Genomic DNA, 13,745 nt, shown 5'->3' with positions numbered 1-13,745 from the left:
ACGGTAAAGAAGACTGCGGGCGACTCGAGTATTTCGGTAATCGCGTGCACAGTGTTTCGCTCAAAGGTCACCAACTGGCCCGCAGAGAGAACGCGCGGCGCTTGGTCCTCAATCGCGAAGGCAACCTTACCGGTCAGCAGGTAGAGATGTTCTTCGCACGTTTCGTGGTAGTGGCGAGGGATCGGGTAATAGACACGAAAGAGTCTTGAGCTTGCCGAGGGTTCATCGGTGAGATAGACGTCAACAATAGTACTGTCCGCCTCGTCCGGGAATTGATTGATGATGCGGTTTATATCAAAGAAATTAAACAAGCCGTTCTCCATATTATGTGATCAGGCGACGAACAATTCGATAGGCCATGCCGTCCGGTAGTGTCGACATCGCGCGACGTATCGGGACCAAGCCGTCGATACACTCGTCACGTTCGTCGTGGCTGAGTGCATCCTGCCACCTGGCAGCGGACCGGCGGAATGGCCTCATTTGGCAAATGTCATTTGCGAGATGAGGCCAGCTCCATAGGGAACCTTCACTAGCCCCCGCGTAGTCAAACTCGACACGTCTTCCGCAGTTGTGGTTCTGCTTCGAGCTTGCTGCGCTCCTTTCAGAGAGGTGCGCACTTTCGCACAAAAGTCAGCTGTGCGTAATCGAATTCGGCACTGCAATGCAGAGGGTTGTGCTCCCATGTTAGGCTCCTCGCGGTCCTAGCCGTGCAGGTTGTCGAGCAGCCTGCGTTTCGTTTTGTGTCTGGAGGGTTTGTGGCTTTTGAACATCGTGGTTTTCGCGTGACCGCCAATGCTGCGGCGGACGAGCTTGGGGTTCAGTGGGTATGTCATGCCGTGATTGAACGTACCGACGGGGATAAGAGCAAAGGCATGCCCCCGGCAATCGAAATGGTCATTCCAAGGGCCAAGATCGACCCACTGATGGCGCTCAGTGCGCTCGAGCACCGGGCTCGAACCGAGATAGATGATTGGCATGACAGAGGGCAAGCGTAGGTGTATTTCTTTGCCCACGTGGAGCCATGCCAAATTGCTTAACGAATACTTTCGAGCGGTGCCGTAAATGATCGTCCGTCGACGTCGGTCAGCTTCAAAGTGACGCGTGAGTCAGGCGACACGTTGCTGTGAGGAACAGGCGGCAGCGTGATCGTTGCAGCCGCCCCCATCGAAGCACGAATGCCGTAAGGACCCGCGGCAAACTGGTTGTAGGCGAAGTCATTGGAGAACGCGCCCTTAGGCAACTTCGACAGAGCGGAAGCATCCCAGTGCTCGATGACCGTCCGGTCCGGGCCCAGTAATGCCGCCTCGACGACGTGCACCGGCGCTTCGGGCGTGCCCGCGTCCAGATACACGTGGAACCTGACCTGACCGTCCGCCAGCAATTTTCCGTCTCGCATCGTCAGGTGGTGAGTGGTCGGGCTAACGGGACCGCTGTGAAAGGCCGTGACCACAGAACCGCGGAAGTAACTATAGGTGCCAATGTTGTACGCCGCCACAAAGGCGAACAACGCCAATGCGAGCGTGCGAAACGCACGATCGCTCTGCGGCAGCGGCAGACTGCCGCCCATCCATTGAAACCAGGACTTGCCGGAAAGCGCGGGCCTGATACGAAGCAACACGTTGTCTATCGAATACGCGCTGCCGCCGGCCAGCAACAAGGTCGTGCCCATTGCGAGATTGCAGGCGGCCATGGTCCACTCATCGATGCAGGTCGCCCCCTGCCAGCCGAACAGCGCCATCAGCACCACAGACAGCAACATGGAAACGAGCGCCCCAAGACGCGTAAGCAGTCCAACCATCAACATGAGGCCGAACACCAGCTCCACCGCGCTGAACACGATTACGCCGACGTAAAGCATGTAGAAATGCTGGAGCATGAATGCGATCAGATGATCGAGCCCGAACAGTGCACCTGGCATCGCCGTCTGAAACTTGTAGGCCATCCAGTGCGGTGCGTGCGGATCCAGTTTGCTTGGTCCATAAATGAAGCGTCGTGAGCCACCGCCCCAATAGATGAACCCTTGTATGAACCGTGTGACCGTCAGAGCGACACCAGCCAGTCGCCAGCTTCGAAGTGCGTCGTTAGGTCGGGTGTCGACTGTTGTCGATTCCAATGGGAGGGTAGCCATATCGATGTATTCGCAGATTACTAGAGCGGCATAAACGCGTAACCTGCTTGCTGCAGGGTGGTCACGGTGGTCAGCGCGGACAAGGACAACGTCACTCTGGGGTCGATCCAGTCATACTCGAAGTGGTGTTCCGCCATCGCCTGGCCACACACTGCGATTGTGATGCCGTCCTTCTTCAGTACGTCAATCAATGGCAGATTGGGATTGGGCACACCGAATTGCGCGCGGTAGTGCGCGTCGTCGAGCACCAGTGACGTGGCCGAGCCGGAAGCGACCGCGACGAATTTAAGCTTGCTCAACGGCACGCCCGACGCCACATAGAGATTCACCGCGCGTGCCACGTGATCGAGCGCCGGGCTCACCTGATCGGGATTTTTGGCCCCCTGCGTCAGGGAGAAGACCACCTTGTACATGTGCCCCGGCTGCGGTTTGAACGCGCCGTTCGGCAGAAAGTGCATCTTGCCGTAGTCGTGAACGGTCGGCGTGGTCCAAAAGCCAGGCGAATCCATCGTGCCTGCGTGGACGGATAGTGAAGCAGCAGCAAGGGCGGCGGTAACAACGAAAGTTTTGATTTTGGACATGGCTGGTTGCGGTTTCAATAAGGTCGAAGTCCGCTTTCAGCATACGGGTGGGTCGTTACCGCAGAACTGAAGAACACATGAAGAATTCTTAATGAACGCTTTTTCGATCTGGCGGTTTTCCGCCGGGTGCGCGAGCATGGCAAGCTAGCCGACGTGCATCCACGCCGGCCGCCCGCTACGGTCGACTAAAGCAAGCCACGCTCAATAGAGAGCGCCCAATGGGCACCCCTTTCGTCACACACCTTCGACGAGGACCGCGCGATAGCGCGCGCCCTTGAACCGGTGCTGCGCGACTTCCTGATACGCCGGGCCGTCGTACCACGCGCGCGCGGCCGCTGTTGACGGAAACTCCACGATCACGACGCCCTCTGGCGCGTCGCCCTCAAGGACCTGCTGAGGTCCGTAGGCAGCGAGAATCTTGACGGGATGACCTTTAAACGTTTCGCCCACCTTGCTTTGGTAGATGTCGAGCTCACCCTGATCCTGGGTGCTTTCCTTTGTGAAGACAATATAAGTTGCCATGGCGTCCGCTCCCGCGGTGGTGTGAAGATGCATACGATAATGCCACGGAATCGCATTGATCGATGTTCGACAATGCTGCCCAGACGGGCGACGGGAATCCCTGTGAATGCGACTCCAAGGCGAGTCCGAAGTGAGCTGCTTGCGTCAATGCTGACTAGCATTCAATAGCATCCAGATCTGGCGCGTTGGCGGCCCGGCAAGAATTCGTGCAAACACCCCGCCGCACCGGACGCAGGTGTAGTGCTCCTCGACGCGCGAGTCTTTTACCGCGCCCGCGCCGTTCAGCATGAGATCCCGATGCGAAGCCTCAGCAGCCGGCTGGCCATGGAGATCGGCGCATAAAGCGCAAGGTTGAATCCAAAGGTCCATTCTTCAGTTGCCGATAATTAAGGGCGATCATGCAGCCAGCCGATGCTCGTAGTAAGGACGGTCTCTGTCATCGAGGATGGCATACGAGGCCGCGAGATTCGACGAATCTGGGGTCAGCCATGCATCGACATTTTCCGGCTTTATCGGAATGATGCAGCGGTTATGTCCCGTTGCCACGACTTCCGGAGGGGGTTCATCTGTGATCGCGGCGAAGGATAGCAAATCAGATTCACCTGGCGCGGACCAGCGGGACCACAGACATGCGACGAGCATGTCGTGCGCAGGATTGGGGCGGAACTCCAGAACCACGTTTTCATCTTTCTCGCCTTCAGCAAGCTCACGGCCTTCCATCCTGGCGCGGCGCACGTTTTCGTAAAACGCGCTGACTACAAGAATGCCGTGCGAGTAGCCGAATAGCGACTTCCAGAAGCCCTCGAGATTGTCGCGGCGCGCAATGTATGTGCCTGGATATTTTTCGTCGTAGGCGGCCGGTTTGCCGGCAATGCGGCATTGATAGCGCATCGGCTTGATGACACGCTGACCGTGTTCCATGACCATGACCGGCGCATAGTGTCCCACGAAAATACGCGAGTCCTCGGCTGTCGGGTCTGTCCGCTGGAGGTCTTCGAGTTTGCCGAGCGCCCACGCGATTTTGTCGGTGGCAATTCGCTGACTTTCTGTAGCGGCTTTGGTTACTTTTGCTTGCAGTGACCGTTCCGCGTCCGCAAGCCGCTTACGCTGCCTGAACAAATCCTGCTCGAGCCTGGTCGCCTGGTCGGCGTTGAACCGGTCGATAAGGGCTTTGATGTCGCCCTCGGCTGCAGTTTGAGGCTCGTTAAATGCGCTCTCCATTGCCTTGGGAATCCTGGCCTTGCTAACGCCTTCCGCGCGCTCGAAAAACAGGCGCGTGAATTCGTGGATGTCCATCAAGGCGCCGAAGCTGCGCACAAATTTCCGATAATCCGCCTGGATTCGAGCCGAGTAGCACATGGACGCCTCCGTTTCCTGGTTCCATGATACGTACTCTTCGACATGACGTGAGCGTGGCGGATAGACGTGTGCGATGAATGGCTGGGTGAACTTTGGTCCTCATCACGCTGCCAAACAATACAGTTCGAATCGGACAACGGGATATGGCAAGCGTACTGCTGGTAGACGATGATGCGGAAGCATTGGCTGCGTGGGCCGCCAACTGCGCCGGTGACGGATTTGAAGTAAAAATTGCGAGCGACGGCCAGTCCGCGTTGGCAATGTTTATCGAATCTCCTGTGGACGTGGTGGTCGCCGACTGGCGTATGCCGGTCATGTCCGGAAGCGAACTCTGCCACCGGTTGCGCACACTCCCCGGACTGGCGGATGTGGTCTTCATACTTGTTTCCGGTGAGCCTAGTCCGCCCGCCTTTGTCAGCTACGACGGTTTCCTCCGCAAGCCAGTCGATGCGCAAATTTTACTCGCCACGATACGACGACTGCTGGCAGACCATGTCACGCATCGACCGTGACGGCATGGCGAAACAGCGTAGCGAACAGGCGGGCCCGCACGGGGACCGGCTACCGCGGATTCGAACTCGTTCAGTGCCGACCCATATGGGTCAACTGTCCGACAACACGGTGTGTTCCAACCCCGCCGTGTCTGGCGGCATCTCGCCAACGGCGCGCTGCCCCGTCCCACGCAACGCCTGAGCAGGCACGCAGAGCACCACAACCAAACCCGCAAGCACCTGCAAAGCGGCCAGGATATAGAGCCCGCTGGTGAAGCTGCCCGTGGTGGTCTTCGCCCAGGCCATGATGGCGGGGCTGACGAAGCCGCCGAGCAGCGCAAGGCTGTTGAGCAGGGCAATACCGCCGGCAGCCGCGGTACCGGACAGGTAGGAGGTTAGCAGCGCAAAAAACAGCGGCATGCCGGTGAAGATCGTCGCGGTGGCGATCGCGAAGGCGACCAGCGCCAGCGTCAGGTTGCTGGTGGTTGCCGCGATCATGACCAGCGCCGCACCGCCGATGAAGACGCAACCCGCCAGGTGCCAGCGCCGCTCCATCTTCATGTCGGAATGGCGGCTGATCAGGATCATGCCGAGTGCGCCGATACCGTAGGGAATCGCGGAGTACAGACCGACGTCGAATACATCCTTGACGCCCGCATTCCTGATAATGGTCGGCAGCCAGAAGCTGACCGCGTATATACCGCAGATAATCGCGAAATACACGAACGCAAGCAGGTAAATGCGCGGATCCTTGAGTGTGTCACCAAACGTAGCGCGGCGATCCGCTCCGTTCAGTGCGCGCTCGCTAGCCAGATGGTGTTCGACAATGTCTTTTTCGCGAGGCGTGAGCCACGTGGCATCGCGGGGACGATTCACCAGCACGTACGGCACCAGCAGACCGAGCACAATCGCGGGTATGCCTTCAAGCACGAAAAGCCATTGCCAACCCGCCATGCCGTAGACGCCGGCCAGATGCGTCATGATGGCGCCCGAAACCGGACTACCGATCACACCGGCAATGGTGATGGCGCTACTGAATATGCCCAGCATGCGAGCGCGGCGCGTCTCCGGATACCAGTAGGTCAGGTACAGGATGGCGCCGGGCACGAAGCCGGCTTCGAATACGCCAAGCATGAAGCGCATGACGTAGAACTCGATCGGGCTGGAAATAAACCTCATGCAGGCCGACACCACGCCCCAGCAGATCAGGACCCGCATCATGGTCTTGCGCACACCGATCTTCTCGAGCATCAGGTTGCTAGGCACTTCAAAGAGGAAATAGCCCGCGAAAAAAATCCCGGCCCCGAGTCCATACACCGCGTCGCTGAAACCCAGATCGTGCTGCATCTGCAGTTGGGCGAAGCCCACGTTGATGCGGTCCAGATAGGCCACCAGATAGCCGATAAACAGGAATGTCACGACTCTCCAGCTGACCTTTCTGTAGGTTGCAGCCACTTCGTGCTGAGCGTAAGGGGCGCGTTTATCCACCACGCCCGTCATGGTTTGGTCCATCAAGTCTCTCCATCATCTTCAGCGGAACTGGCGCATCATGCTGCGGCGTTGACAGGCCTCAGGCGCCCACGCCGTCCTGTACGCTCAGAAGCGTCGCGCTCCTGAGGAAGGCCTCGCACTTCTGCAATTGCGCGAGTTCGACGAACTCGTTTGGACGGTGTGCCTGCTCAATGTTGCCGGGGCCGCAGACTACCGTAGGTACGCCCGCGCTTGAGAAGTAGCCCGCTTCCGTGCCATAGGCGACCTTGCGGCGGACTGAATCGTGAGTGAGCGCCCTGGCCAGCTGGACGATCGCGGACGACTCCACTTCCGAGAGTGAGGGAGCGGCTCCCAGGCAGGAGAATGTCACGCTGGCTCCATCGAACACGGCTTTCATCTGTGCTTCGAGGTCCGCCCCGTAGGTCTCGATGAGACGCACCAGATGGCGTACATCGGTGCCAGGCAAGTCGCGGAGCTCGAAGTCGAACTGACATTCGTTCGGTACCGTATTCAGCGCGACCCCTCCGCGCACCAGCCCGGTTTGCGCCGTCGTGTACGGTACGTCGAAGTCCTTGTCGAAGGGGCCCGTGCGGCGAAACTCATCCGCCATGTCGCGAATGAAGCAGATGATCCGGGCCGCATATTCGATTGCATTGACGCCCGACGGGGTCAGCGACGAATGTACGGAGCGGCCCACCACACAGCATCGATAGTGATTCAGGCCCTTGTGGGCAATAACCGGACGCATCGACGTCGGCTCACCCACGATACAACCTGTCGGGCGGAGGCCGCGCTCACGCATGTCAGCAAGCAGGAGAGGCACGCCGAGACAACCGACTTCCTCGTCGAACGAGAACGCAAGATGAACCGGCTCCGCGAGGTGCGCGTCAGTCAGCTCTGGCACAAGGGACAGCAGGACACCAAGGTACCCTTTCATATCGGCGCTACCCCGTCCATACAGACGGTCGTCTTTAATCACCGCGCGGAAGGGTTCGGTGTGCCAGTCCTGTCCGTCCACCGGAACGACGTCCGTATGGCCCGAGAACAAGATCCCGCCTTCCACCCGCCCGTCCGCGGCGGGAATCGTCGCAAACAGGTTGGCCTTGGTTTTGCGGGCGTCGTAGGTGAGGTGTGTCTTCAGGCCGACGCCAGCCAGAAAATCCTGGACGGTCTCGATCAGGCCCAGGTTCGAGTTCCGGCTGACCGTCTCGATCTCCACGAGTCGGGAAACCCATTCCACCGCTGTCGAAAGGGGATTGCTATCGCTGCGTACATTCATATGCGTTCGGTGTCTAAGTGACGTTCAGATACTGTTCAACGTATGGCTCATGCTAGAAGATCCAAAATCCGAATACCGCTCCACTGGTTAAACCAGTTTTAACTTTAACTTTGCAATCCGCTGCGTTTGGTAGAGATCTCGCGACCCAGGTTGCGTTCGGAAGCATGCAGGCAACTTTGCGGCTGCGGTTCCGGCGGTTGGCCTGAGCAGTAGGTGAGAATTGAAATTCAAACTTTCCGATTTGGATAAGGCGCTCTTGCTCAAACCGACAACAATCTTCCGCAGGCATCAATTCGAATGCGCGAACAACGTGATCAAAAGCGAGAGGCCGCCCGCTCAAACCCGTCACTCAGTCGAGATCGAGCCGGGCTGCGTCAAAGCGACGCGAGCGGTCGGGAACGCCCATACGCCGCCCACAATCGCGATGTTTAATCTAGCCGTCAGTTTGCCGCCATCTTGGCGCCACTCTGGCTTTGTATGATCGGCATAGCGAGTGCCGGACAGCGAGCGGCATCCGCATCCCACCGATCCATGGTTCAGCGGAGAATCAGATTAATGAGCAAAGAGTCTCAACAGCCGGACGCCAGCGAAGACGATTCTTCGTTGGTGCCTGAACGCCCAACGCGTCGATCGTTCCTGACCCGTGTGGGCGCTGCCGGGGTAGCAATCGGCGCAGGACAACTTCATTCAGTTGCATTCGCGGACTCCGAAGACCCCAGCCAGAAAGCACCGGCAACGACCGACGCCGCCGCGGACAGTGGCAACGTGCAGGTCCGATTGAATGTCAACGGCACGAACTACAACCTGAATATCGACCCTCGCACCACCCTGCTCGACTGCGTGCGCGAGCATCTGCATCTGACCGGCACCAAGAAGGGTTGCGATCACGGCCAGTGCGGTGCGTGTACGGTTCATGTCGATGGCCGGCGAGTGAACTCGTGCCTGAGTCTTGCCGCCACCCATGAGGGAGAAGCGATCACCACCATTGAAGGCATCGGCAAACCCGGCGCGCTTCATCCGATGCAAGCGGCCTTCGTCGAGCATGACGGGTTTCAGTGCGGGTACTGCACGTCAGGGCAGATCATGTCCGCCGTCGCGCTTCTCAAGGAGCCCTACGGTCATAGCGACGACGATGTCAAGGAAGCCATGAGCGGGAATATCTGCCGCTGTGGCGCCTATTCGAACATCGTGTCCGCGATCCAGCAAGTTCGTCGTAAAGCCTAAACGGAGCGCACACGTGGAAACCTTTCAGATCAAGCGCGCCGTCAACGTCGAACAGGCGATCGACCTCGCCAGGACCGCCGCTAACAGTCAACCCAATGGTGCGTCGATCCGCTTCCTCGCGGGCGGGACGACGCTGCTCGATCTCATGAAGCTCGACGTCGAGCGTCCGGCCCAGGTGATCGACATTCACCGCCTGCCGCTCGATCAGGTCGAGGCAATCAACGGCGGTGGCGTCACGATCGGCGCAACGGTCCGCAATTCCGATCTCGCGAATCACCCGTTGATCAAGCTTCACTATCCGGTCCTGTCTGAAGCGTTGCTATCGGGCGCATCGGCCCAACTGCGCAATATGGCGACGACCGGAGGCAATCTCCTGCAACGTACGCGCTGTGTCTACTTCCGCGACACCGTCACGCCATGCAACAAACGCGAACCTGGCACGGGCTGTTCCGCGATTGGGGGGTACAACCGAAACCTGGCCATCCTGGGGACCAGCGAGCACTGTATTGCGACCAATCCGTCGGACATGAGCGTCGCAATGACCGCGCTCGAGGCCACGATTCACGTCGAAGGCGCGCAAGGCAAGCGAGACATCGCCATTGACGACTTCTTCCTGTTGCCCGGGAGCACGCCCGAACGCGAAACCACGCTCAATCCCGGCGAGCTCATTACTCACGTAACGCTGCCCGCTCCGGTGCCCGGCAATCGCAGCGTCTATCTCAAGCTGCGCGACCGCGCGTCGTATGAATTCGCATTGGCCTCCGCCGCGGTCGTCATGAAGGTCTCATCGGGCAAGATCGATCACATCCGGATCGCACTGGGCGGCGTCGGCGTCAAGCCGTGGCGCTCAAAAGAAGCGGAAGCCCAATTGCTCGGACGGACCCCGGACGCCACCGCTTTCCGGGCGGCGGCCGAAGCAGCGTTGCAGTCAGCGCACGTACAGAGCCAAAACGGCTTCAAGGTCGAACTCGCCAGGCGCTGCATCCAGCACGCACTCACACTTGCCACACAGACTGCCTGACGCAACGGTCGTGACGCGGAGAGAATATGCAATTAGCTAGCAATAAAACGCAACCAATAATTGGCGGCGACTTTACTCGAATCGACGGTCCGTTTAAAGTCAGCGGCACGGCAACCTATACGTCGGATGTCAACTTGCCCGGGACGCTTTACGCCGTTCCCGTTTGCGCGACGATCGCCAAGGGGCGCATTACCCATCTGGACACCACGGCGGCCGCAGGCATGCGGGGGGTCCGGGCCGTCTTCACACGCGAGAACATCGGCAAGTTCTATCGGGTCGGCTTTTCGCCGGACATGAAAATCGACGAAAAACGTCCGCCGTTCGACGATGACAACATCTACTACTATGGCCAATACATCGGCCTCGTGGTGGCGGATACGTTCGAACAGGCAACCGCGGCAGCGGAAGCGGTGAAGGTGGCGTATTCGTCGAGCCGGCCCGATGTCCGCGTCGAGATGTCGGCGGAGCAGAAACCGAGCGTCGATACGCAGCGAGGCGACGTGGATACCGCGTTCGCCGCTGCCCCCGACGGGCAGAAGCTGGACCAGACTTACACGACGCCGATTGAAACGCACAACCCTATCGAATTGCATGCGACGGTGGCCTTATTCGATAACGGCAACTACACGTTCTACGAGACATCGCAGTCGATCGTCAACCAGCGCCTGGTCATGGCGCAGATGCTCGGCGTATCGGAAGACCAGGTGCGCGTGATCATGAAATACCTGGGGTCCGGATTCGGCGGCAAGCTGTTTCCGTGGTCGCACTCGTTGCTTGCCGGCGCCGCGGCCCGCAATCTGAAACGCCCCGTCAAGCTGGTGGTGACCCGGGAGATGATGTTCCACAACGTCGGTCACCGGACCAACACCAAACAACGCATGCGCCTATCGGCGACGCCAGAGGGACGTTTCACCTCGTTCCAGCAGGACTACGTCTATCAGACCTCGCGCAAGGAAATGCGTAAGGAAAACTGCGGCGAGACCACGGGCTATCTGTACAGCTCGCCTAACCTGCGTGCAACCGCGGCCTATGCGCGTCGCGATATCGCACCCAGCACGTCGATGCGAGGCCCGGGTGCCGTTCCCGGTCTGTTCGCCATCGAGTCGGCTGTCGACGAACTCGCCATCAAGCTCAATATCGATCCTGTCCGCTTGCGTCTGATCAACGAGCCCGCAATCGACGAAGGTTTGAACGTGCCGTTTTCGTCGCGGCATCTGAAGGAGTGCCTCACGCTCGGCGCCGAGAAATTCGGCTGGGCGCAGCGCACGCCGGCGGTCGGCTCCATGCGTCGTGACGGCATGGTGGTGGGCTGGGGTGTTGCAGCCGGGTCATGGGCCGCGAGGCGCCTCGCGACGGAAACCATCGTCGAGCTTCACGCCGATGCGACAGCGCGCGTGTCGACAGCGACCCAGGACATCGGTACGGGGACCTACACGGTGCTGGCTCAGATGGTGGCCAGTGTGACCGGCATCCCGCTCGAGCGGATTTCCGTGGTGATCGGCGACACCCGCTTGCCGCCGGGACCGATGTCCGGCGGCTCGATGGCGACCGCATCGCTGGTTCCCGCGGTGGAGCAGGCGGCGCATGCAGCAGTCCAGCAACTTCTGGTCGCCGCCACTCAGGCGGACAATTCGCCGTTCAACGGCCAACCGATCACCGAGCTCGCGTTCGACCGCGGGATGGTCTATCGGAAAGGCACCTCGCCAGGCGCGGGCGTGCCGTTCGAGCGGATCCTCGCCCCGGCGAAGATCAACATGGTGGCCGGAAGGGGCCGGTCCGGCGCAAGCGCGGACGATGCCGACGCAGCCAAAGTGTCGATCCACTCGTACTGCGCGCATTTCATCGAGGTAACCTGGCAGCCGCAGACAGCACGATTGCGAATCAACCGCGTAGTGAGCCTGATTGACGGCGGTAAGATCATCAACGCGCGCACTGCGTTGAACCAGATCGAAGGGGCCGTAGTGATGGGCGTCGGTATGGCGCTGTTTGAAGAAACGCACTACGACCCGCGCACCGGCGCTCCGATCAACCGCAATCTCGCCGACTACGTCATGACCACGCATGCGGATGCGCCGAAGATCGACGTGACTTTCCTCGACTATCCGGACCTTGCGTTGAATCCGCTCGGCGCACGCGGCGTCGGCGAAATTGGCATGGCGGGGATTGCCCCTGCCATTACAAACGCCGTGTATCACGCAACGGGCGTGCGAGTGCGCGATCTTCCGATTCGGATCGAGGACCTGCTAGCCACTCAGGCCGCCGTGTAACCGGGTCGGCCCATAACCTGGACCCGTCGTCGTCCAACCTCCGCAGCCGGCGTGGGCGTAAGTGAACGCCCTCGCCGGCTATATGCGGACTTCCGTTCGTCAGAACCGATGACGAATGCCGACCGTAGCACTCAGTTGCCTATCCGATGAAGAGCTCGAGCCAACACTCTTGATCTGCGCAATGCGCTCGTAGTGCCCCCCTACCAGCGTCGACCCGTCACCCGCTGCCAGCTGATACTCCATTGCTACATAAAGATCTGTGCGCTTACTCATGAAGTAGTCGGCACTGAGTGTCACCTGATGCCACTTCGGCTTCAGATCGGCGTTGTTCGTACCAGGCAATCCCGTCGCACTACCGCTCGTAAAGGTGTAGTCGGCCAGCAAGGTCAATGGCGGGGTCAGCTGATAACGGAGCGTTGCAGTGTAGTTATTCAGCTTTCGCGCCGCGCCGTCGTTATAGTCGAGCCAGACCCGCGTAAAGCCCAGGTCGGCGGTCGCCTTTCCATACTGATAGCTGGTGCCCGCAGCGCCGATACGTTGCCGTGCCACGCCGCCGTCGATCCCGTAAAAAAAGTTGCTGCTGTACTCGTCGCCCGAAGAGGGTGATGCTCCTCCCACCGCGCCGCTCGTATTGCTGGTGGCGTTCGGATGATTGAACTCAAGATATCCGACACCGGCCGAAAACGCGTTGCGCGTGTAATTCCCCGCGACGCTCCAGGCGCGATTATTGCCGAAGCCTTGTGAGGACGGCCCCGCGGCCTGATTGCTAAATCCATAAAGTCCGTTAAAGGTAAAGCCGGCATAATTATTCGACTGAAACTTGACGGAGTTGTTGATGCGAATCGTTTGATTCATGTTGTCATTGTCGCCGATGTGCATCGTCGGCGAAAAGAAACAGGCCGCAAAGTAGCTGCAGAGCTCGTCGCTGATCGGACTGTATTGTCGGCCAAACGTGAAGGTGCCAATGCTATCGCTGGCAAGACCAACGAACGCCTGCCGGCCGAAGAGGCGATTTCCCTGCCCGGCCAAACCATTCGTTCCTGTAAAACCGTTTTCGAGTGTAAATACCGCGCGCATCCCGCCGCCAAGATCTTCGGTTCCGCGCAAACCCCATCGGCTGCCACTGGTTTTTCCGGACGTCTCCTGGAATGCCGCCCCGCCGTTCACGTTGTTTGTATAACTGAGCGATGTGTCTATTAATCCATATAGCGTAACCGAGCTTTGCGCAAATGCAGGAATACTAATTACGGACATTGCACATGCTGCTACTACAACCTTCTTCATTTCCAACTCCTGTCGAATAAGACGTGTTGATGTTTTATTATTCAAACGAAGTGCTCGAATATCGCCTTGCTTAACGAGCTTCCGCTTCGCTGGCGTTC

Annotated in this window: 13 protein-coding genes; 4 read left to right on the top strand and 9 right to left on the bottom strand. The window is 59.2% G+C overall.

Features of this window, described 5'->3' with window-relative positions:
- From QOC89_RS17790 to QOC89_RS17765, 6 genes are all read right to left on the bottom strand, one after another.
- The coding region (locus QOC89_RS17790; RefSeq protein WP_323046222.1) for a cupin domain-containing protein at positions 1 to 323 on the bottom strand (323 nt) is incomplete at its 3' end.
- 378 nt (positions 324 to 701) lie between these two features.
- Positions 702 to 977 carry a hypothetical protein gene (locus QOC89_RS17785; protein ID WP_323046221.1) on the bottom strand — a complete coding sequence of 92 codons (276 nt, stop codon included), beginning with the start codon at positions 975 to 977 and terminating at the stop codon, positions 702 to 704.
- 56 nt (positions 978 to 1,033) lie between these two features.
- Complete coding sequence (locus QOC89_RS17780) at positions 1,034 to 2,128, bottom strand: TQO small subunit DoxD (protein ID WP_323046220.1); 1,095 nt, start codon at positions 2,126 to 2,128, stop codon at positions 1,034 to 1,036.
- A 20-nt stretch (positions 2,129 to 2,148) separates the two neighbouring features.
- Entirely contained in the window at positions 2,149 to 2,709 is a 561-nt protein-coding gene (locus QOC89_RS17775) for a DsrE family protein (protein WP_323046219.1), read from the bottom strand.
- 234 nt (positions 2,710 to 2,943) lie between these two features.
- A complete protein-coding gene (locus QOC89_RS17770) occupies positions 2,944 to 3,231 on the bottom strand; it encodes a DUF1330 domain-containing protein (protein ID WP_323046218.1) in 288 nt (95 codons plus the stop codon).
- 396 nt (positions 3,232 to 3,627) lie between these two features.
- Complete coding sequence (locus QOC89_RS17765) at positions 3,628 to 4,590, bottom strand: SOS response-associated peptidase family protein (RefSeq protein WP_323046217.1); 963 nt, start codon at positions 4,588 to 4,590, stop codon at positions 3,628 to 3,630.
- 143 nt (positions 4,591 to 4,733) lie between these two features.
- Here QOC89_RS17765 and QOC89_RS17760 point away from each other — a divergent pair, with 143 nt between their 5' ends.
- Positions 4,734 to 5,102, top strand: a complete 369-nt coding sequence (locus QOC89_RS17760; RefSeq protein WP_323046216.1) for a response regulator — start codon at positions 4,734 to 4,736, stop codon at positions 5,100 to 5,102.
- A 90-nt stretch (positions 5,103 to 5,192) separates the two neighbouring features.
- Here QOC89_RS17760 and QOC89_RS17755 read toward each other — a convergent pair whose 3' ends face one another.
- Together QOC89_RS17755 and argE are read right to left on the bottom strand one after the other, a co-directional pair.
- The gene (locus QOC89_RS17755; protein ID WP_323046215.1) at positions 5,193 to 6,593 is read right to left on the bottom strand and encodes an MFS transporter; all 1,401 of its coding nucleotides are present in this window, start codon (positions 6,591 to 6,593) and stop codon (positions 5,193 to 5,195) included.
- Positions 6,594 to 6,651: 58 nt separating this feature from the next.
- A complete protein-coding gene (gene argE, locus QOC89_RS17750; protein WP_323046214.1) occupies positions 6,652 to 7,851 on the bottom strand; it encodes an acetylornithine deacetylase in 1,200 nt (399 codons plus the stop codon).
- Positions 7,852 to 8,454: 603 nt separating this feature from the next.
- Here argE and QOC89_RS17745 point away from each other — a divergent pair.
- Genes QOC89_RS17745 through QOC89_RS17735 form a run of 3 tightly spaced genes read left to right on the top strand, consistent with a single transcriptional unit; the run spans position 8,455 to position 12,363 of the window.
- Complete coding sequence (locus QOC89_RS17745; protein ID WP_323046213.1) at positions 8,455 to 9,075, top strand: (2Fe-2S)-binding protein; 621 nt, start codon at positions 8,455 to 8,457, stop codon at positions 9,073 to 9,075.
- A gap of 13 nt (positions 9,076 to 9,088) precedes the next feature.
- A complete protein-coding gene (locus tag QOC89_RS17740; protein ID WP_323046212.1) occupies positions 9,089 to 10,096 on the top strand; it encodes a xanthine dehydrogenase family protein subunit M in 1,008 nt (335 codons plus the stop codon).
- 26 nt (positions 10,097 to 10,122) lie between these two features.
- Entirely contained in the window at positions 10,123 to 12,363 is a 2,241-nt protein-coding gene (locus tag QOC89_RS17735) for a xanthine dehydrogenase family protein molybdopterin-binding subunit (protein ID WP_323046211.1), read from the top strand.
- 99 nt (positions 12,364 to 12,462) lie between these two features.
- Here QOC89_RS17735 and QOC89_RS17730 read toward each other — a convergent pair whose 3' ends face one another.
- A complete protein-coding gene (locus QOC89_RS17730) occupies positions 12,463 to 13,647 on the bottom strand; it encodes a porin (RefSeq protein ID WP_323046223.1) in 1,185 nt (394 codons plus the stop codon).
- Positions 13,648 to 13,745 lie beyond the last annotated feature (98 nt).

Source organism: Paraburkholderia sp., from assembly GCF_034668105.1.
In the GTDB taxonomy this organism is placed as follows: Bacteria; Pseudomonadota; Gammaproteobacteria; order Burkholderiales; family Burkholderiaceae; genus Paraburkholderia.
The sequence above is the reverse complement of the archived record's forward strand: the minus strand, read 5'-3'. Positions and strand labels throughout refer to the sequence as shown.